The organism is Paraburkholderia strydomiana (assembly GCF_046030495.1).
GTDB classification, from domain to species: Bacteria; Pseudomonadota; Gammaproteobacteria; order Burkholderiales; family Burkholderiaceae; genus Paraburkholderia; species Paraburkholderia strydomiana_A.
Window position 1 is genome coordinate 1 of record NZ_JAQQCJ010000037.1, and the last position, 20,124, is coordinate 20,124.

Here is a 20,124-nt window from a genome sequence, read left to right on the forward strand (position 1 = left end):
CGCGACAGAAAGAACGACTCAGCGAAGTCGCGCGTGCTCCTGTATCCGGTTCGGATACGGGCGGAGACAAAGACGTCACGGTGCAATGGAATGGATCAGTTCATTTTTCACGAGAGTCGCCTATCAAAAAGCGCACTGTCGATAGATGATCAGCGCTCGTTTTGCGAGGGGTGACCAGATGTGCACAATCGACGCCGCGTCGAGCGAAGAAAAATGGCGTTTTTTTCCGTAGCGTCGTCTGGAATAAGGAAGAAGGCATCAAAACGGCTGATCCGTTCGGCTTCCAACGGCGCGCTCTTTGCTCGGGGCTCTGGTCGGTTACCTCGCCAGGCACGTCAACCCATCCCCGTGAGCCGTGTTTCCCGACAGCGCAGCGTCGGATGGGGCCGAAAAGCATCGATCGGGTGTTCAATGGCCCGTACACCGATTGCGGCAGCCAGATGTGTTTTGTCAGTTCCTGGGCCACCAGCTATAACGGCGTGCCGAGTCGATGAACTCACAGCGATAACAGCCGTCGCACGAGAACCTCATTGACTTGGCTGCAACATTGCAGGACTGCCAGGTAGTGACTCCGGTCGCCAATGGTTCGCCCCGCTTATGGCTTCGGTTGAAACACCGGACGTGGTCTGCGATCGTCTGACCTTCGGTCGCGATCACGATCACGAGGCGGTTGCCGCATCCCGCAGGCTGACCGGGCGATTGGCGAAAGGAGCTGGCACGCTAGCGGTTACGACAAGGCCGATCAGGCAGGCAGGAACCATTGGGTAGGGTATGTGCAACGAAACCATCAAACGGCCTGGCGGCGTCAGATGGGAACCGGCAGCAGCGTGAGCGCCCAGCGATGCGCAGTCGGATGATCGAGCGTAATCCCACGTTCGGCCATCATTTCTATATGAACGCGTTCCTTTTGCGTCAGCTTTTCGTGTGACGGGCAGGAGGGGTTGCTGCGCTATATGCGGTCTGGTTGCAGCCACATAGACTGCGGCCTTCTATGAAATCCGCTGGCCCGCGCCTCATTCCTCAAACATCGTAAGGCTGTAGAAATGATTCAGGTTTGGCGGGCCCCGGTCCGACCTGATTTGAAAATCATCTGGCGGGTTCTCACCGTCGTCATGGAGGCGACGGGGGTTAAGCGAGGTTGCTAACTGCTTTAGCCGGCGGGAGGTTCTGCAGAGCCCAGGGAACGGCTTACCCTCTATCGGTCAATCCGGTTGCGCGCCGCGCGCACAACCGGATCATGGCCCTGCTTATTGCGCCGCTGCTGCGACGGCTTGTTTGATGGCGGTATAAATCGGCTTCTGCCCGGCGCTGCTCGTCAGAATGCCGTAATCGCCGGTTGGGTCATCGTACAGTTCGTACCAGTTGAAGCCGATCACGTTGTACGTGGCTTTGGCCGCGACGAGTTCAGGAATCGTCTTGGCGATGTACTCCTGTGCCTGCGCTGTGGTGAAGTCGGTGTTGACGCCGATCTCCGTGAACATGATCGGGAGGTTGTATGCGTCGTGCAAGGACTTCAGAACGTTGTAGTTCGTGCCCGTCACGCCCCACGTATTCTCAGGATCACCACCGTCAGAGTACCAATGCAACTGAATGATGTCGGTCTTCACCACCGGGTGGCCGGTCGAGCCGTCCGGCTGGACGCCGGTCAGCATGCCTTTGTACCAGCCCAGATGGAGGAAGCCCAATGACGCGGTGGCGATAATTTTCGTCGAGCCTGCGGTGTCAACCGAACGCCAGCCGTCGTACGAACCACGCAGCGCGCCGCGATAGATTGGCCACGTGCTGTTGTCGTAGTCGGAGACATTGGCGCCGTCGTTGGCCACCGGCATATCGAGGTCGTACTCGTTGCCGAATTCCACCACCGGTACGCCTTTGAGCTTGGTCGCAGCATAAGCCGCCATCGAGTAGGCGTATGCGTAGGCGCTCGCCTCGGTCGGCGTCTGCCCATTCAGCGAGGGGTCATCGTACGGATAGGCATCGATCATCGGCATGATCGTGATCTTCGAGCCCATGCCTGGAATAAGGGTATCGGCCACAGCGTCAATCTGATCGTAGCTGTGAATATCCTGCCGGTTCGCTGTCAGGCCAAGGTCGGACAGCGTTGCGGCCTGAGTAGCGAGCGGGACCGAAGTATAAACGCCGCCGTAGTTGTAATGCTCATTGACGCCGAAGAACGGGATGGCTGGCGCAGTAGCGGAGGTTGCGGCTGCCGACGTGGGCGTGGCCGTGGGCGTGGTGGCCGTGCCCGTGGTGGTAGTGGCCGTGGGCGTAGTGGTGGTCGTCGTCGCCGGAGCGCTGGCAGCAGGACGCGGATCGGCGGACGCCGCCCAATTGCTCTTTTGCCACACCCACCAGCTGTTGTCGCTGCCTTGCTGATACATTTTGCCGGCGTACCAGAGCAACAGCTTGACGCCCGCCGTCGACCCAGCTGTCCGACCAGCCCGATAGACCACGCCGTTCTTCACCGACCAGACTGCACCCCATTCATCATTGATCGAGGTGGCAGGTGGAATTGTGGTGCCGCTTACCGAAGGGGGATGCTTGGCGGCATCGACTACAGCTACCGGATCGACAGCGTTGGCGGCGACGGCTGTTGAGTCACTTTTGCCATCACCCCCGCCACCACACGCTGCAACAATTGGGAGTGCTAAATAGATCGAAAGATTACGTAAGGTTTGAAATTTCATTAGAGCTACGAGTGAGTTTTTTTTGACGGTCCTGAACCAAGAAAACGCTCGCCCCAAGTCCCTTCGAGGAAGCCGACAGCGACTGGACACCGATGAAAGGCAGGCGGAACGGCCCATGCGCCCGATATAACCAGAGATGACTAACTACGTACGTTCTACCTTGATTAGAACGTTCGCTCCCTGCCCAGGCAATGAAGCGGCGATGTTACGCGGATGAAACATTTTTAACGAGTATTTCGTCGTAACAATCTGTATCATCTGATAATAAATCGCCAAAACGCATATTGGTATTATTAATACTAATAGGCTTCGTTATTTGGCCCTTTGGGCGACCTTAAATTTGAAAGCGGTGAAAAATATAGATAGAAACCAGAGTGGGCGGCGGGGACGGCCTTCGGGGGCGACATTGTTCGAATATTTGAGTAGATTTCCACCGTACTCTGACTTCGTATTCGCCCCATTTTCTCGCCGACGCGCTACATGCGTCAGTTTTAAGTAAAAGTTCCGATTTATCTAAACAACTGAGGAATACGTTTCTCGGGTTTTTCCTGCCCGTCAAAACGTTGGCGGTAATTTCTGCCATTAGGCGGCGAGATTAACTGCGGCAAAGAGCGGGCTGAAATGGACGGGCCTGCATAAGCGTGTGATGCCGCGTCCGGCTGATGCGCTACGGTTGGTTGACTCATCGGAGAACTCCCCAAACGAAGGTTGATCTGGCAAAGAGTCTGGGAGTTTCATAGTGGTCATCGATGAGGAAACCTGATTTCTTTTGTGGTCGTTTGGACGCGATGAATGAACGGTCGGCGCCACCCGCTCAGATGTCCACGCATAGTATCGGGAGGGTCACTGCGTGACATCGAACGTAATCTGCCCATGACATCGGACGAACGGCAGACACAACTGCGCGCCAACCTCAGTGACTGGAACAGGTTGTACCCGCCTACAGGCGCCTGAGGTCCAGTGCATCGGAAAAGGAAACGCGCGGCAATCCAACGAGTCGGGCGTCAAGGTAAGCCTCGCGATCACGGGAACGCAAGGGCGGAGCAACTCGGACAGAACGCCATTCAGTTGCAGGATCTCGCGGGGACGCCGCAACCGAACACCACGCCGGTCGATTTCGGGTTTTGTGGCGTCGACACCGAAGTGTCGTCAGTCAAGCTTGTTCATCGTAGCAAACACAGGCCACTGACCGGCACGCAGCGACGCTGGCTCAAGCGACGGCAGGTGATCGAACCGATCATCGGCCATGCACTGCTTACTCGTGGGTGAGAATTAGTACCACAGGCTTGTCGAACTTCTTGTCGAGCTTGATCATTTCATCGGCAAACTCCTCGCCGACAAAACTCCTGACGAAGTGTCCGCGCACGTGGAGGCACCACATGTCCGCGCAAGAGATCGTGCCCCGCCAAGTCCGTTGAATTCCGCAACGACGACCACTCGCACCATTTGATCAGTACCGTATGCGCCCGCCTTGACATTCTCCAAGTTTGCTGGGGCTATGACGTTTGGGATAAGCCGGCAGAGCCGCCCCGGCACGAATGTAACGCCTGACTCTATTGCGCGATACACCAAGTCGCTTTTCGATCTCGCGCAACGAGAGCTGATCGCGAAGTGCCAGCGTCGAATGATGGCCAATATAGCCATGTCGATCACTTCGTTATCCTGCGCGTTGCGGGAAGAATTATGTTCTGCGTGGGTCGATATGCGATGCAAATTAGCGCTTTTCGTGGATCCCGTTACTGTGCAAAACAACACATCGCGGGTGTGCCGTCCATAACGACAGCGAGCCGGAACGACGGCTTGTAATGCCAAAGTATCATTAAACAAATGACATGCATGCTCTCGCGAAATATCAACGAAACATCGAGAATACGTTCCAAAGCGGCATCTGCCGTCATCGAGGAGCGAAGATCATGTTTGCAATTACCGGTGTGACAGGACAGGTGGGCGGCGCGGCGGCGCGCGCGCTGCTGGATGCGGGACATGCGGTGCGCGCGGTGTTGCGCGACGAGAGCAAGGCGGCGCAGTGGGCGCAGCGGGGTGCCGAAGTGGCCATCGCGTCGTTCGAAGACGCCGACGCACTCGCCGCCGCGTTCCGTGGCGCGGCGGGCGTCTTCGTGATGATCGCGCCGAACTTCGCGCCGCAACCGGGCTATCCGAATGCGCACGCCGCAGCCGCGGTGTTGAAGGCGGCGTTGACGAAGGCGAAGCCCGAGCGGGTGGTGGCGCTATCGTCGGTCGGCGGGCAGCGCGAGGCCGGCCTCGGGCTCATCACACAGGTGCACATTCTCGAACGGGCGCTGGCCGATCTGCCGATTCCGACCGCGTTCATGCGGCCCGCGTGGTTCATGGAAAACTCGCTGTGGGACATCGCGCCGGCTCGCGAAACCGGTGTGATGCCGAGCTTTCTGCAGCCGCTCGATCGTGCGTATCCGATGGTCGCGACGACGGATATCGGCTGTGTGATCGCGGACACGCTCGCGCAGTCGTGGCAGGGGCGGCGCGTGGTCGAGATCGAAGGTCCGCAGCGTTATACACAGCATGAGATTGCCGCGCTGCTCGGCGGCGTGCTGGGGCGCCGGGTGGAGGCGTGGGCGGTGCCGCGCGATGAGTGGGAAGCGCGGTTCCAGTCGCAGGGCACGGCGTGGCCCGTGCCGCGCATCGAAATGCTCGACGGCTTCAACTCGGGCTGGATCGACTTCGCGGACGGGCCGAACGAGCGGGCGATTGGCACGACGTCTTTTCAGCGGGTTTTGGCGGAGTTGGTGGAACGAGCGGGATGAGCGGCGGGGCGGTCAATCCTTCAGCAGATTCGACCGCCCGCCGATTAAGAGAAACGCCGATACACGCATAAACCAACGGTTTCAAATTGCCGCCGGTCTTCGAGGTGGAATGAAACGAAAATTTTAACGACCGCGAAGCGCCGAAGGCCACCGCTATTCGGTAAAAATATCGCTCGACAACCGAGTAAAGGTTTGCAGGCGCGCGATTAAAATCGAGGTATATTTTCCACGCACCAGAGGTAATCGGCTTCTGGCTTGAGGCGATTGAAGCGAACGTGCAGCGAACCCCCGAGAAGCACGCCAGTCAGCATTGCATGGCGCCAGCCGCCATGCCCGATACAGCCCGCGCGGGCTACGCCTGCGCAATAGGAGCAAGATCCCTTAATAAGTATCTCTACGCGTAAGGGCTTAAGTTTTTAAAATTCCAGCCGATTGCGTACACGTATAGCATCACGACTGTTTCTTAAGTTTCGATGAGAAACCACAAACGCGCTTAAACCCAGATTGCTACGGTTTGTATTCCATCTGCAAATCTCGTGAGCCGTGTAAACTGCCAGACAGTCAGTAGCAGTCGACCCTACTGGAGCAATACCCGCAGGTTCGGCGTTCGATGCGATCGGCGCCTGGTTTCCATCCAGTTTTGCGCTGTTTCATGACTGCTTCGATTCCTCACAGTATGCTTGCTGCGCCGGCAAGCGAGACCGCTTCCGCCGTTCGCCCGATACCCGCGGGCACCGCGCCCAAACCACCGTTCCCGCCGCCCGCGCGCGCGCAAGCAGCAAGCCCTGAAAGGTGTGCGCGTCGACTTCAACGACGGTAGCCGCGTGGTGTTGCCCACTGGCGAGTGGCATGTCGTACTGCGCGACTACGAAACCGACAACGGTTCGAGCAGGAAGGCGTCGCGCATTGAGCGTAGACCGCCGAAGCCGCGATTCCCTTCTTGCCTCCCCACAAAGTCCTCCGCGCGAGCCGTGCTAATCTTGCTGCCTTCGTGGAAGCAACGCGGCAACCCGGACCCCCAGATGGAAGCCTTCGATCCGAACGGCGTCGACCAGACGGTCTTCGTGGTCGGCGAACGCCATGACACGCTTGACGAGCCGTGGCGAGCCTATCGTCACGCACGGCTGATTCACGTAAGCGACGGCGTGCTGACCGTGCGCACCGAAACCGGCCGCTGGGTCGTGCCGCCCGGGCACGCGGTCTGGATCGTGCCGAACGTGTTGCACTGCCTGCACGCGACGCGTCCCGTGCAACTCTATTCGCTCTATGCCACCCCGGACGCGGCGCCCTTGCCCGCGCAAAGCGGCGCGCTCGTGCCGGACGCCCTCGTGCAGGCGCTGCTGGGCGCCGCGGCCGCTCTGCCGTACGACCAACCGTTCGACGAACCCGCCAACCGTCTCATGCAGGTGCTGCTGGATCGCCTGCCGGGCTTGCGCTCCGCGCCACTGGGCCTGAACTGGCCGGGCGACCCGCGCATCGAGCGGATCGCCGCCGCGCTCAGCGACGACCCCGCGCAACCCGCGGTACTCGAAGAGCTCGCGGCGGCCGCCGGTGTCACGGCGCGCACGGCGGCGCGTCTGTTCGTTAAGGAAACCGGGCAGACCTTCGGTCAATGGCGCCAGCAATTGCGCCTGCTGGTCGCACTCGAACATCTGGGCGGCGGCGCGAGCGTCACCCAGGTGGCGCTCGACGTGGGCTACAACGACGTGTCGTCGTTCATCGCGGTGTTCCGCGAGGCGTTCGGCGATACCCCCGCGCGCTATTTCCGCTGACACGCTACCGGCGCGACGCGAGCGCCACTGCGTCACCGCACGCGAGCAGCCCGGCGAAAGCGAACCCTCAGGCCCGCGCGCACGGAATGCAACACCCCGCCATCCCCCTCAATGTGCGCCCGCCGCGCCAGGACCGCCGCCGCCCTTGGCCGGCCGTGTAATCCAGATCAATGGAATGATCAGAATGAAGATGATCGCCGACACGAAGAAAATGTCGTTCAGGCCCATCATCGCGGCCTGCGTGTTCACGGTGAAATCGAACAGTGCGTGCGCCGATTGCTGATTCAGATGCAGCAGCGACTGGGTCGTGTCGATCTGCTGGTTGAACGCCGGGTTGTTGATGCTGGCCTGTTCGGTGAGCCGCGCATGATGGAGCACGGTGCGGTTATTCCACGCCGAGCCCGCGATCGACGTGCCCACCGCGCCGCAAAACACCCGCGCGAAATTCGACAGGCCCGCGGCTGCCGGAATCTTGCTCGGCGGCTGGCCGGACAGGATGATCGAGGTCAGCGGCACGAAGAACAGCGCCATCGGAATGCCTTGCAGCAGTGTGGGCAACACGAGATGCCAGGTGTCGATTTCGATCACGTATTTCGAGCGCATGTAGAACACGAGCGCAAAGCCGACGAACGCCAGCGTCGAGATCACGCGCGCGTCCGAGCGCGGCAGCACCCGGCCCATCACCGGCGCGAGTATCACCGCGAAGATGCCGAGCGGCGCGGTGACGAGACCAGCATCCACGGAGCGGTAGTTCAGATACTCCTGCATCCATTGCGGCAGCAGCACGAGGTTGCCGAAGAACACGCCGTACGCGACCGAAATCGCAATCGTGCCGCCGAGAAAATTGCGCTGCTGGAAGAGCCGTAAATCGACGATCGGATTCTCTTCGGTCAGCTCCCACACGAGGAAGAACGCGAAGCTGATCAGCGCGGTGATGCCGAGAATCACGATGACCGGCGACGAGAACCAGTCGAGGTCCTTGCCCTTGTCGAGCATGATCTGCAGCGACGCGACCCAGGTGATCAGCAGGCCGAGCCCGACCACGTCGATCGGCGGCTTGCGGGTCGGCGACTCACGGGTGCGATAGATCATCCACGTGACGCCCGCCGCGAACAGGCCGACCGGAATGTTGATGTAGAAGATCCACGACCAGCTGTAACTATCCGTGATCCAGCCGCCGAGCGCGGGGCCCGCGATCGGGCCGACGGTCGCGGTCATCGCCCAGAGCGCGAGCGCGGTCGAGGATTTCTCCTTCGGATACGAGCCGAGCAGAATCGCTTGCGACAGCGGAATCAGCGGGCCGGCCACCGCGCCCTGGAAGATCCGCGCGAGCAGCAGGATCGGCAGCGTCGGCGCAATGCCGCACAGCCACGAGGCCAGCACGAACATCAGGATCGCGCCGACGAACAGCTTCACCTGGCCGATGCGCTGCGTGAGCCAGCCGGTCAGCGGAATCGACACCGCATTGGCTGCGGCGAACACGGTGATGACCCACGTGCCTTCATCGACCGAGACGCCGAGGTTTCCCGAAATGGTCGGAATCGCGACGTTCGCGATCGACGTGTCGAGCACGTTCATGAACGTCGCGAGCGCGACGGCGACAGTGGCCAGAACCAGTTTGCCGCCTTCGAGCGGCGGTGGCGGGGCAGGCGGCGCGGAAGCGGGCGCGGCGGTGGGCTGGCTCAATGGGTTCTCCGGAACGGGGTGCTGCGCACGGTGTGGACGGATGGGCTATTCACCGCGAGCGAAAGGCGCCCGTCGGCGGGTCCGTCGAATGATCGCAAAAGCATACCTGTATTCGGATTTTGACGTCGTCGGAGATGCGCGCCGGGCGGCGCGAAGAGGGCGCTCAGCGTATGCTCGCGGCTAGGGCTGCCGATGGCCTGCATGACATCGTGGTCACGCATGCCGTTCAGGCGTATAAAGCCGGCGAAAGATGCGCAAGGCAGGCGCTTGCCGCGCGTGCGCGCACCGCACACGAACCACGAATCGACCAACAGAAAAGGAAACGCATATGGCCTGGGAGCAATTCGAACACGGCTGGCGGCGCGCACCGGTGAGCGCGCCTGCCAAAGGGCTCGTCGTGCTGATGCACGGCGTCGGCAGCAATGCGCGCGATCTGATGCCGCTCGCGGACATCTGGAGCGAGGCGCTGCCGGACGTCGCGTTCACCTCGCTCGACGGCACCGACGCGTTCGACGGCGGCTTTGGCGGCCGTCAATGGTTCAGCCTGCGCGACGTCAACGAAGCGAATCGGGAGGCGCGGGTGAGCGCCGCTTATCCGGCGCTGCGCAGGGTGCTCGAAGCAGAACTCGCCCATTGGCAGGTGGCTTTCGGTCGCCTTGCGCTCGTCGGCTTTTCGCAAGGTTCGATCATGGCGCTGCACCACGTGGCGGCCAGCGCCGAAGGCGCAGCCGGCGTCGTCGCGTATTCGGGGCGGCTCGCGTCGCCCATCGTCGCGAACAACGGCACGCCGCTCACGCTGATCCACGGCGAGGACGACGAAGTGATCCCGGTGCGCGAACTGGAGTACGCCGCCGACGCGTTCAGCAACGCCGGCTACACGGTCGACGCGTACGTGCTGCCCGGCATCGGCCATACGATCGACGCCGACGGCGTCGCGCTCGGCCGCGAGGCGCTGGAGCGCTCACTGGGGGCACTGTCGCGCGGTTGACACGGCCCCGATTGAAAGTCGCCCTAAAGATATTGATCTGCTTGCCGTTAAGCGGTCATTAGCTTGAAAATCACCCCGCCGTGCGGACCGCGCCATGCCCGACGGGGCGTGCCGAGCGGCTCGGGGAACCGGGGGCGCATTTTCAAACTGCCCGGCACCACGGGTGGACAACGACTTATCAGAGCCTTCCTATGGCCAGACCGACGCCGCATTACCCGCTCTTCGAGCGACTGTTCCGCCCTTCCGTGGCGGTGGACCTCGGCACGGCCAATACCCTTATCTATACCGACGACGGCGGCATCGTGCTGAACCAGCCGTCTGTCGTGTGTTTCCAGAAAGAGCCTGCAGCCGGACCCATGCGCGTCGCCGCGGTGGGCACCGAAGCGCGCCAGCTGCTGGGCCGCACGCCGCGCAACCTCGAAACGGTGCGGCCGATGCGCCACGGCGTGATCGCCAATTTCTCCGCCGCCGAGCACATGATTCGCCAGTTCGTCGACATGGCGCGTCCGCGGCCGCTGTTCAGCCGCCGCGCGGCGTTCACGCTGTGCGTGCCGGCGGGCGCGACCCACGTCGAGCGGCGCGCGATCAAGGAGGCGGCCGTCGCGGCCGGTGCGTGGAAGGTCAGCTTCATCGGCGAATCGCTGGCGTCGGCGCTTGGCGCGGGCATGCCGGTGGCGGACGCGACCGGGTCGATGGTGGTCGATATCGGCGGCGGCACCACCGAAGTCGGCGTGATCGCGCTCGGCGGCACCGCGTATAGCGGCTCGGTGCGCGTGGGCGGCGACAACTTCGACGCGGCGATCGTGAGCTATGTGCGCAATCTGTACGGCGTGCTGATCGGCGAGCAAACCGCCGAGCATGTGAAGAAGAACATCGGTTCGGCGGTGCGTGACGTGCCGTTCGAGCAGATGAACGCGACCGGCCGCAGCGTCGACGACGGCTTGCCGCGCACGGTGCAGTTGAGCAATCACGATATCGCCGAGGCGATCGAAGGGCCGCTGCGTCAGGTGATCGGTGCGGTCAAGCGCGGGCTCGAAAGCGCGCCGGCCGAACTGGTGACGGACATCGCGCACCACGGCATCGTGCTGACCGGCGGCGGCGCGCTGCTCGGCAACCTCGGGCGCCGCCTGACCTGTGAACTCGGACTCGAAGTGCGGGTGGCCGATGAACCGCTGACCTGCGCGGTGCGTGGGGCGGGGGCGGCGGCCGCGTCCGGTTTGCTCGAAGAAGCCGGGTACGAATGACGATGGGCGCGGGAAGGGCTGCTGATGTTTTTCGGCGAAGTGTTTTAACGCGCCCACGCTGTGGTCTCGCGCTGCCTGTGCCGTGCGGACCTGCGTGGCCAATCGGGGGCTCGCGCGTGCGGGTCCTGGTTGAGTCAATGTGCGCCGCGGTTATCAGCGGCTCGCACCGGTCGGAGCCGGGTCCGTACGTTGGACGAGCCGCCACACGCTTCTGTGTGACAGCTTCGTTTGTACGGTAGCGCCGCGCTGCGTTCGACGGTTCGGGCGTACGAGTCCTGCTTATCCGTCTGGCCGATGCCGCGTCGCGAACGAGCGCCCGCATGCTTTTCGGAAGCTATGTGACAATACGCGTCCGCGTCCCAATTTCAGGGACGTAGAGGCATTTTCTTCATTCCATTTCTCGCCGGCGCCGCTGAATTGGCGTGCTGCCGCGCTGTCTGTGAACCATCCGTGAATCAATCTGTTTCTGCTTCGTTGTCTTCGCCATCTTTCATCGAACTGCAAAGCGGTCTGCGCATGCCCTACGTGGAAGCGGGCGAGGGCGAACTGCTGCTGTTCGTGCATGGCTCGCTGTGCGATTACCGCTACTGGCAACCGCAACTCGCCGGTCTTTCAAAGCAGTATCGCTGTGTCGCGGTGAGTCTCACGCACTACTGGCCGGTGACCGATACCGAGCCCGGTCTGCCGTTCAGCTGGAGCAGGCATGCGGATGAAGTCGCCGAATTCATCGACCGCTTCGGTGCGGGACCAGCGCATGTGGCGGGGCATTCGCGCGGCGGCTGTGTGGCGTTTCATTTCGCTCGGCGACATCCTGAACGTGTGCGCACGTTGACGCTTGCCGACCCCGGCGGTCCCCTGCAGATCGCCGGGCGTCCGCCCGCGCGTTTGCCGGAGACGGTCAACGCGTTGCGCGCGAAAGCGGCGCAACTGATCGAAGCAGGGGAAGTGGAAGCGGGCTTGCAATTGTTCGTCGATTCGGTCAGCCGGCCCGGGTTCTGGGCGATGAGCACGCCCGGCTTTCGCAGGATGGCGACCGATAACGCGCACACGCTCGCGCGGCAATTCCAGGATCCGTTGCCGCCCTATGTGCCTGAAGAAGCCGCCGACGTGCGCTGCCCGGTGTTGCTGATCGACGGCGAGAAGAGTCCCGACATGTTCCGGCGTACCGCCGCCGCGTTGCAATCGTGGCTGCCCGATGCGCGCCGCGAGACGGTGCGCGGGGCATCGCATGGGATGAACCTCGCGCATCCGGGCGCGTTCAATCGCTACGTCGACGAGTTCATTCGCGCGATGGGCGTGTAGTGAGCGACATGGGCGCGCAGTGCGGCCATTGCGCCACCGCGCCGGGCCGCTCGCGGCGCTTCACATGCGGCAGCCCGGCACGGCTCTCCAATCAGACAGCCGGGTTCAAACCTTGCGATGCGCGTCTTTATCGAGCGCACGTTCCGCCGCTTCGCCGACGAGGCCGTGGTAGTACAGATGCACGCCGATCGCGAGCGAGTCGTTGCGAATTTCGTGGAAGGCTTTCCACGCTTTCACAGGATCTTTGAACAGCAGATAGTGCGCTTCCTGAGCGATCAGGTCCGCCACTTCATGCAGGCCGTGGCCGTGCAATACATTCACGAGCGTATCGAGACTGCGATGCGTGCGCGCGTCGGTGCGCGGATAAAGCATGTGCAGCACCGCCACGTCCTGCGTTTTCAGCGCCGCCGATAATGCGACGACGATGTCCTGATGATTCAGCGCGGTGACGCTGTTCTCTTCCGTGTGAACATGATCCGGAAATAGCGTTTCGAGAGAGGCGTTCATCGGGTCCTTCCTGTTCTTCTGGCTGATTAAAAAAGCCCGCCGTGACGCGGCGGGCCAAAGACAGCGATGTGTTAGCAGGGGAAGCAAAACACGAATCCAGTATCGCAGATGCGCTGAGCCTGCGCAGCCCGACTGGAGCAAAACATTGTTGCGGCGAGCGCGCTAACTTTCATTTGGCTGGGCAGTGCCGTGCAGCGCGCGGGGAATCTTTCGCGCGGTATATTCGCGCGTTTCACGTGCCCTTCACAGGGGCTTCACAGGCAACGAATGTTGCGTGAGCCGAGATTGATTGTTGCCGTCAATCGTCGCAATCAACGACCCTGTGGCCCGTAGAATGCGAGGCGGAGCCTGAGCATGCCAACGCGTCCGGAAGAAGCGAAGGTCGGGCATGCCGGCATGTGTGCGATGTGAAAGTATAAGGAACGTGTAGATGAACTCGAAGACACACGCAACGCTGAGCTTTTCCGACAGCGACCAGACGATTGAACTGCCGATCTATCAAGGCTCGCTCGGGCCGGACGTGATCGACATTCGCAAGTTGTACGGCCAGACCGGCAAGTTCACGTACGACCCGGGCTTCATGTCGACGGCGGCGTGCAATTCCGAAATCACGTATATCGACGGCGACAAGGGCGAGCTGCTGTACCGCGGTTATCCGATCGACAATCTCGCGCAAAACGCCGACTTTCTCGAAACCTGTTATTTGCTGTTGAAGGGCGAACTGCCGAACGCGCAGCAGAAAGAAGAGTTCGTGAACACTGTCACGAAGCACACGATGGTGCACGAGCAGATGCACTTCTTCTTCCGTGGTTTCCGCCGCGACGCGCACCCGATGGCGATTCTGGTCGCCGCGGTCGGCGCATTGTCGGCGTTCTATCACGACTCGCTCGACATCAATAACGCGCAGCACCGCGAGGTCTCCGCGATCCGCATGATCGCAAAGCTGCCGACGCTGGTCGCGATGGCGTACAAGTACACCGTGGGTCAACCGTTCGTTTATCCGAAGAACGACCTGTCGTATAGCGCGAACTTCATGCGCATGATGTTCGCCAATCCGGCGGAAGAGTACGAGGTCAACGACGTGCTGGTGCGCGCGCTCGACCGCATCCTGATCCTGCACGCGGACCATGAACAGAACGCATCGACCTCGACCGTGCGCCTTGCCGGTTCGTCGGGTGCGAATCCGTTCGCGTGTATCGCGGCGGGTATCGCGTGTCTGTGGGGCCCGGCGCACGGCGGCGCGAACGAAGCCGCGTTGAACATGCTGGAAGAAATCGGCTCGGTCGACAACATCCCCGAGTTCATCGCGAAGGTAAAGGACAAGAACTCGGGCGTGAAGCTGATGGGCTTCGGTCACCGCGTCTACAAGAACTACGATCCGCGCGCGAAGCTGATGCGCGAAACCTGCCACGAAGTGCTCGAAGAACTGGGCCTGCACGACGACCCGCTGTTCAAGCTCGCTATGGCGCTGGAAAAGATCGCACTCGAAGACGATTACTTCGTGTCGCGCAAGCTGTACCCGAACGTCGACTTCTACTCGGGTATCGTGCAACGCGCACTCGGCATTCCGACCGCGATGTTCACGTGTATCTTCGCGATGGCACGCACGGTCGGCTGGATTGCACAGTGGAACGAAATGATTGCCGATCCTGAGCAGAAGATCGGCCGCCCGCGTCAGTTGTTCGTGGGTGAGACGCAGCGCGAAGCCAAAGCGGTGACGCAGCGTTAATGTGTCGAGGCCGTCGGCAGTCCGATGACTGCGCGACGGCTTTTTTTGCGCTGAAGTCCTGATTGAAGGCGCATGCTTGCGGCAACTTCCCCACGAAAGAAAGCCGACCTCGCTTGCGTCGCGTGAAAGCCCAACCCTCTGCACGTCCTGTGCCACGGAAAATCACGCAACAAACACGCAACAAACCTTGCAAAAAAACCGAAACTCCCCTGTGATAAGTTCGTCTGACGCGGACAGACCCTCTACAATCGGAAGCAACCGGCCGGCACGAAGCGGGGACCGAATGTGAAACTGAAAGCCGAAGCGAACCCATAGGAGTGACCCTGATGCAGCAGCCAGAAACCCTCGGTGGTGTGTCCCTCTCGGGCGGTGTCGATCACCGCGAGCCCGAGCCGGACGGCGTATTCATCCCGACGGAAAACCTCAATGTCGCGAGTGCCACCCAGCACGTGCTGAAGTCGGGCGACACCTTCATCGTCAACGACCCGCTCGGCGATATCACGGGCCACGACGACGGCCTGTTCGTCAACGACACCCGCGTTCTTTCGCAACTGCGCCTGACTTTCGGCGGCCGTGCGCCGTCGCTGCTATCGGGCAGCGTCAGCAGCGACAACACCTCGTTCACCGCGCACCTGACCAATCGTCCGCTGCCGCCGCTCGGCGGCGACAGCACGCCCGAAGGCGTGATCCACGTCGAGCGCGTGCGCGTGCTGTCGGGTACCGTGCTCAACGAGGCCATCGAACTCACCAACTACGGCACGCGCGACGCCGTGGTGCCGCTGTCCATTTCGTTCGCGAGCGACTTCCGCGACATGTTCGAAGTGCGCGGGCTGAAGCGCGACAAGCAAGGCCGTATCGAACCGGCGCGCGTGGAGAATCGTGAAGTACTGCTCGGCTATATCGGTCTCGACGACGTCGCGCGCAATGTGCAGATTGCGTTCGCGCCGGAGCCGGACAAGCTGTTCGCCGACCGCGCCGACTACACCGTCAAACTGCCGGCGCAAGCGTGCGTGTCGATTTATCTGTCGGTCGCGGTGCAGGTCGTCGCGCAGTCGGACAAGCCGGGCGCCGACGTCTCGCAACCGGTGCATGCGCTGAGCGAAATCCATCTGTCACAAATCGATGCGGAGCGTCCGCGCGTCGGCCGCGCGGCGGTGCGCGCCGCGTTGGTCGATGCCCACCTCGTGATGCGCGAACGCCGCCGTGCGACCGCGCGCGTGCGTTCGAGCAATCCGCTTTTCAATGCATGGATCGACCGCTCGTTCGCCGACCTCGGCCTCCTGACCACCGATCTCGCGACCGGCCCGTATCCGTATGCGGGCATCCCGTGGTTCTCGACGCCGTTCGGCCGCGACGCCGTCATCACGTCGTTGCAGACGCTGTGGCTGCAACCGCAACTGGCCGCGGGCGTGCTGCGCTTTCTTGCCGAGCATCAGGCGCGCGAGAATTCGCCGTTTCGCGATGCCGCGCCAGGCAAGATCATGCACGAGATGCGCAAGGGCGAAATGGCCGCCGCCGGTGAAGTGCCGTTCGCGCTTTACTACGGCGGCGTCGATACCACGCCGCTGTTCATCGTGCTGGCCGGCGCCTATGCGGCGCGCACCGGCGACCTCGCGCTGATCGACGAATTGTGGCCGGCGCTCGAACGTGCCGCGCAGTGGGTTGCGGGCGTGTGCGACAAGAACCGTTACGGCCTGCTCGACTATCAGCGCGAGTCGGACGGCGGGCTGGCGAACCAGGGGTGGAAGGACAGTCACGACTCGGTGTTTCATGCCGACGGCCGCTTTCCCGATGGGCCGATCGCGCTCGTCGAAGTGCAGGCGTATGCGAGCGCCGCGTTCGACACGATGGCGCGCTTCGCAAAACTGCGCGGCCTGCGCGAACCGGCTGCCCAATACAGCGAGCGCGCGAAGAAAATCCGTCAATGTGTCGAAGAAAAGTACTGGATGGAAGAGTCCGGCTTCTACGGTATCGCGCTCGACGGCCATGGCGAACTGTGCCGCGTGATGGCATCGAATGCGGGCCACCTGCTGGCCTTCGGGCTGCCGACGCGCGAGCGCGGCGAAGCGGTGGTGCGCGCGCTCGACTCCACGCTGTTCCACACGGGCTGGGGCGTGCGCACGCTGGCCGCGAGCCAGGCACGCTTCAATCCGATGGCTTATCACAACGGTTCGGTCTGGCCGCACGACAACGCGCTGTGCGCACGCGGCCTGTCGCATTACGGCGGCAAGGCCGCGGCCGTGCGCCTGTTGCAGGCGCTGTTCCAGGCGGCGGTCAACTTCGACATGCGTTTGCCCGAGCTGTTCTGCGGCTTTCCGCGGCGGCGCGGCGAACCGCCCACCGCGTACCCGGTCGCGTGTCTGCCGCAGGCGTGGGCGGCGGGTTCGCCGTTCATGATGCTCGAAGCCTGTCTGGGCATCACGATCGACGCCGAGCGGCGCGAAGTGGTGATCGAGCAGCCGATGCTGCCCGAAGGCATCGACTGGCTCGAAATCGGCGATCTGCGGGTCGGCGATTCGTCGGTGTCGATCACGTTCCGCCGTATCGGCGAGAAGGTGGTCGCCTCGGCCGAGCAGGGCGATGTGCGGGTGGTGGCGTTGCTTTAGCCTGGAGCGTGACTGCCTGCCTCATGACTGATACGCCCGCCGGGGATTGCAGAAGAATGTCGTGAAGGAGGTGGGTCACCTTCCCATCATTTTCACTTTGACCAACGTAATGCCACCTCGGCCACCTCGGCCACCTCGGCCACCTCGGGCCACCCTCGATGCTTGCTGCATGCTGAGAGTGGCCAGATAGATAGTCCTCCGCGCGAAAGGGCGCTTCCACGACCGAAAGACCGTGGGAGCGCGCCTTCTCATCGAATGCCGCCAGACGCTCGACGAGCGTCTGTCCGCCGGCCGCCTTCAGATTCCTCCCCCCAGATGCGCGCAGACTCGCATAAATACGACACGAAAAGGCGCAAAACGCTGTGGTTCATTTGATTCGCTTTCTGATGACATCTGTTACGCTCGATTGGCATAAAACACGTAATTTTAAGTAATGTGAAGTAATTTCTTAAGCATGTATTGGCATCCGGATCCCAGCGATTTGCACGCGTCGAGCACTCGCGGGACCCGCGACTGTGCGCAGTCCCGGTCGAACGATATGTTTCTGGCGAGGCGCTTGGTCCTGAAGTGATCTGCTGTACCCATTCCTCTTGTAACGACCTGGGCGGAGTACGACATGTTGACAGGATCGAGTTCACGATTGCTCGCGATTGGCGTCTTCCTGGTATTGACCGGTTGCGGCGGAGGCGGCGGGGGAGACGGTTCGACGGGTGCCTCCAGCGGTGCGGGCGCCGCCGGCGCGACGGGCGCAGCCAGTGCTCCGGCCGCCGCCAGTGCTCCGGGCGGAGCCAGTGCCCCAGCTTCCGCCAGCACGCCGGCAGCGGCCACCCCCGCGTCAGGCGCATCGACCCCCAGCGCGACGACGCCGACGCTGGCCGCCGCGACACCGGTGATCGACGGCACGACGCTCGGCGATGCCTACTGGCCCGCGGGCTCCACGTCATCGGGCGGACGAGGTCAAGCCGTGGCCGGGCTCAACTGCACCGTGCGCAGCAATGCCTACACTTACGCGCATCTATCCATCTATCAGAACGGGCGCCTGCTTGCGCTGCCGGGTAATGTCGGCATGGTCGAGCCGACCATGGCTGCCCAGACTGGCTGCGCATATCCGCTGCACACGGTGGATTCAACCGGCAAAATCCACATGGACGCGAGCACTCAAGCGTCTTACACCCTGGGCCAGTTCTTCTCGATCTGGGGACAAACGATCGACGCGTCCAGCGTCGCCGGTGTGACCGGCTCGCCCATCACCATCTACGTGAACGATGGCGGCGCGCTCACGCAATACACAGGCGATCCTGCGAGCCTCGTGCTGCCCGCGCATGGCGAGGTGACGATTGAAATCGGCACGCCATTGGCCCAGATTCCGACGTACGCATGGACCGATCCGCCGCCATTCGATCCAAACCCGATCACGCTCACGTTCCTCGGCGTGGTGGGGAACAACTTCTGGCCGCCCGGCAACACCGCGACGGGGGGCAAAGGTGCGACCGTGGATGGTCTGATCTGCGCGGCCAACATGAGCGAGCTGTATCACGTCCATGCCCACCTCGCTATTTTCAAGGACGGCCAGTGGCTCGCGATGCCCGCCAACGTCGGCATTCTGTCCCAGTGCAACTATGAAATGCACACGCACGACCAGACCGGCATCATCCATATTGAAACGCCGACTTTCAAGACCTTCACGCTCGGCCAGTTCTTCGATATCTGGGGCCAACCGCTAAGCAGCACGAACGTGGCCGGTGTGACCGGGAACGTCGTCGCATATATCAACGACAATGGCGACTCGCGGCGCTACATGGGCGATTTGCGCAACATCGAGTTGACCTCGCTGCGTGACATCACCTTGCAGATCGGCACGCCGATTAGCACGCTCGCCACCTACTCGTGGTACGAGCCGCAGTGATTGTCCGGGACGCAGCGGACGCGTGATCGTCCGCTGCGTCGCTCTTCGGAGGCCTCGCGCTGTTTATCAATGCCTAGTTGACCGGGATACCCGCGCCGCCATGGCCATGAAAGCGGGCAAGAAACTGCCGTGCGCGCAGCGACTCCGGGCTGCCGAAAAACTGCTGCGGCGGCGCGGTTTCGACGACCTGCCCACCATCCATGAACACGATGCGATCGGCGACCTGGCGCGCGAACTCCATTTCGTGCGTGACGATCACCATCGTCGCGCCTTCGTTTGCCAGCGAGCGCATCACGCTGAGCACTTCGCCGACCAGCATCGGATCGAGCGCGCTGGTGGGTTCGTCGAATAGCAGCACGTCGGGTTTCATCGCAAGTGCGCGCGCAATGCCGACGCGTTGCTTCTGGCCGCCCGACAGACGCGACGGAAACTGGTCATGCTTGTCGGCGAGGCCCACGCGATCGAGCAGTTCGATCGCTTCCGCCCGCACCGTCGCACGATCGCGTTTGAGTACGTGCAGCGGTGCCTCCATCACATTGTCGATCACGCTCAGATGCGGCCACAGTGCGAAATGCTGAAAGACCATGCCGATCTTCGCGCGTATCTTCGCGAGGTCGGCGTCGCTCATGCGGATGCGCGTGTTGTCGCGCACACCCATGCGCTGGCCTGACACATGCACGCTGCCCGCGTCGGGCACTTCGAGCCAGTTGATGCAGCGTAGCAAGGTCGACTTGCCGCAGCCGGACGGGCCAAGCAGGCAGACCGTCTCGCCTTGGGCGACCTTCAGCGATACATCGCGCAGCACCTGATTGTCGCCGAACGACTTCGAGATGCCGACGAGATTCAGCACGTTGGCGCGCGGGGTCGCGGCATCGGCCGGTCCGGTTTCCGGCAGGGTTAAAGGCATGGCAGGA

13 protein-coding genes and 2 pseudogenes are annotated in these 20,124 nt (G+C 62.2%); 9 read left to right on the plus strand and 6 right to left on the minus strand.

The annotated features are described in order from the left end of the window. Positions 1 to 1,247: 1,247 nt before the first annotated feature. The 3 genes and pseudogenes from PQQ53_RS32285 to PQQ53_RS32295 form a co-directional block, all read right to left on the minus strand. Entirely contained in the window at positions 1,248 to 2,381 is a 1,134-nt protein-coding gene (locus tag PQQ53_RS32285) for a beta-glucosidase (protein ID WP_408328681.1), read from the minus strand. Positions 2,382 to 3,942: 1,561 nt separating this feature from the next. Beyond that, positions 3,943 to 4,068 carry a hypothetical protein gene (locus PQQ53_RS32290; protein ID WP_408328627.1) on the minus strand — a complete coding sequence of 42 codons (126 nt, stop codon included), beginning with the start codon at positions 4,066 to 4,068 and terminating at the stop codon, positions 3,943 to 3,945. A gap of 102 nt (positions 4,069 to 4,170) precedes the next feature. Further along, positions 4,171 to 4,331: pseudogene (locus PQQ53_RS32295) on the minus strand (IS21 family transposase); the annotation flags it as partial. 269 nt (positions 4,332 to 4,600) lie between these two features. Here PQQ53_RS32295 and PQQ53_RS32300 point away from each other — a divergent pair. The 3 genes and pseudogenes from PQQ53_RS32300 (at position 4,601) to PQQ53_RS32310 (ending at position 7,242) form a co-directional block, all read left to right on the plus strand. Continuing rightward, the gene (locus PQQ53_RS32300) at positions 4,601 to 5,470 is read left to right on the plus strand and encodes an NmrA family NAD(P)-binding protein (protein ID WP_408328630.1); all 870 of its coding nucleotides are present in this window, start codon (positions 4,601 to 4,603) and stop codon (positions 5,468 to 5,470) included. Positions 5,471 to 6,264: 794 nt separating this feature from the next. Beyond that, positions 6,265 to 6,339: pseudogene (locus tag PQQ53_RS32305) on the plus strand (hypothetical protein); the annotation flags it as partial. Positions 6,340 to 6,492: 153 nt separating this feature from the next. Beyond that, a complete protein-coding gene (locus tag PQQ53_RS32310; protein ID WP_408145015.1) occupies positions 6,493 to 7,242 on the plus strand; it encodes an AraC family transcriptional regulator in 750 nt (249 codons plus the stop codon). 108 nt (positions 7,243 to 7,350) lie between these two features. Here the strand turns inward: PQQ53_RS32310 and PQQ53_RS32315 are convergent, their stop codons facing one another. Beyond that, entirely contained in the window at positions 7,351 to 8,928 is a 1,578-nt protein-coding gene (locus PQQ53_RS32315) for a DHA2 family efflux MFS transporter permease subunit (protein ID WP_408144785.1), read from the minus strand. A gap of 328 nt (positions 8,929 to 9,256) precedes the next feature. Between PQQ53_RS32315 and PQQ53_RS32320 the strand changes: the two genes are divergently transcribed. The 3 genes from PQQ53_RS32320 to PQQ53_RS32330 all read left to right on the plus strand — a co-directional run bounded on the left by PQQ53_RS32320 (position 9,257) and on the right by PQQ53_RS32330 (position 12,462). Further along, positions 9,257 to 9,916: an alpha/beta hydrolase gene (locus PQQ53_RS32320; RefSeq protein ID WP_408144787.1), complete on the plus strand. Its 660-nt coding sequence runs from the start codon at positions 9,257 to 9,259 to the stop codon at positions 9,914 to 9,916. Between the two features lie 191 nt (positions 9,917 to 10,107). Beyond that, positions 10,108 to 11,160, plus strand: a complete 1,053-nt coding sequence (locus PQQ53_RS32325; RefSeq protein WP_408144789.1) for a rod shape-determining protein — start codon at positions 10,108 to 10,110, stop codon at positions 11,158 to 11,160. 450 nt (positions 11,161 to 11,610) lie between these two features. Beyond that, the gene (locus PQQ53_RS32330; RefSeq protein WP_408328633.1) at positions 11,611 to 12,462 is read left to right on the plus strand and encodes an alpha/beta fold hydrolase; all 852 of its coding nucleotides are present in this window, start codon (positions 11,611 to 11,613) and stop codon (positions 12,460 to 12,462) included. A gap of 105 nt (positions 12,463 to 12,567) precedes the next feature. On the opposite strand, the gene PQQ53_RS32335 is transcribed toward PQQ53_RS32330, so the two are convergent. After that, the gene (locus tag PQQ53_RS32335) at positions 12,568 to 12,969 is read right to left on the minus strand and encodes a hypothetical protein (RefSeq protein ID WP_168664332.1); all 402 of its coding nucleotides are present in this window, start codon (positions 12,967 to 12,969) and stop codon (positions 12,568 to 12,570) included. Between the two features lie 430 nt (positions 12,970 to 13,399). Here PQQ53_RS32335 and gltA point away from each other — a divergent pair, with 430 nt between their 5' ends. From gltA to PQQ53_RS32350, 3 genes are all read left to right on the plus strand, one after another. Further along, complete coding sequence (gene gltA, locus PQQ53_RS32340) at positions 13,400 to 14,698, plus strand: citrate synthase (RefSeq protein WP_408144793.1); 1,299 nt, start codon at positions 13,400 to 13,402, stop codon at positions 14,696 to 14,698. Between the two features lie 326 nt (positions 14,699 to 15,024). Beyond that, positions 15,025 to 17,304, plus strand: a complete 2,280-nt coding sequence (locus PQQ53_RS32345) for an amylo-alpha-1,6-glucosidase (RefSeq protein WP_408144795.1) — start codon at positions 15,025 to 15,027, stop codon at positions 17,302 to 17,304. Between the two features lie 616 nt (positions 17,305 to 17,920). Further along, the gene (locus tag PQQ53_RS32350; RefSeq protein ID WP_408144797.1) at positions 17,921 to 19,210 is read left to right on the plus strand and encodes a hypothetical protein; all 1,290 of its coding nucleotides are present in this window, start codon (positions 17,921 to 17,923) and stop codon (positions 19,208 to 19,210) included. Between the two features lie 73 nt (positions 19,211 to 19,283). On the opposite strand, the gene PQQ53_RS32355 is transcribed toward PQQ53_RS32350, so the two are convergent. Continuing rightward, positions 19,284 to 20,117, minus strand: a complete 834-nt coding sequence (locus PQQ53_RS32355) for an amino acid ABC transporter ATP-binding protein (protein WP_408144798.1) — start codon at positions 20,115 to 20,117, stop codon at positions 19,284 to 19,286. Between the last annotated feature and the right edge of the window lie 7 nt (positions 20,118 to 20,124).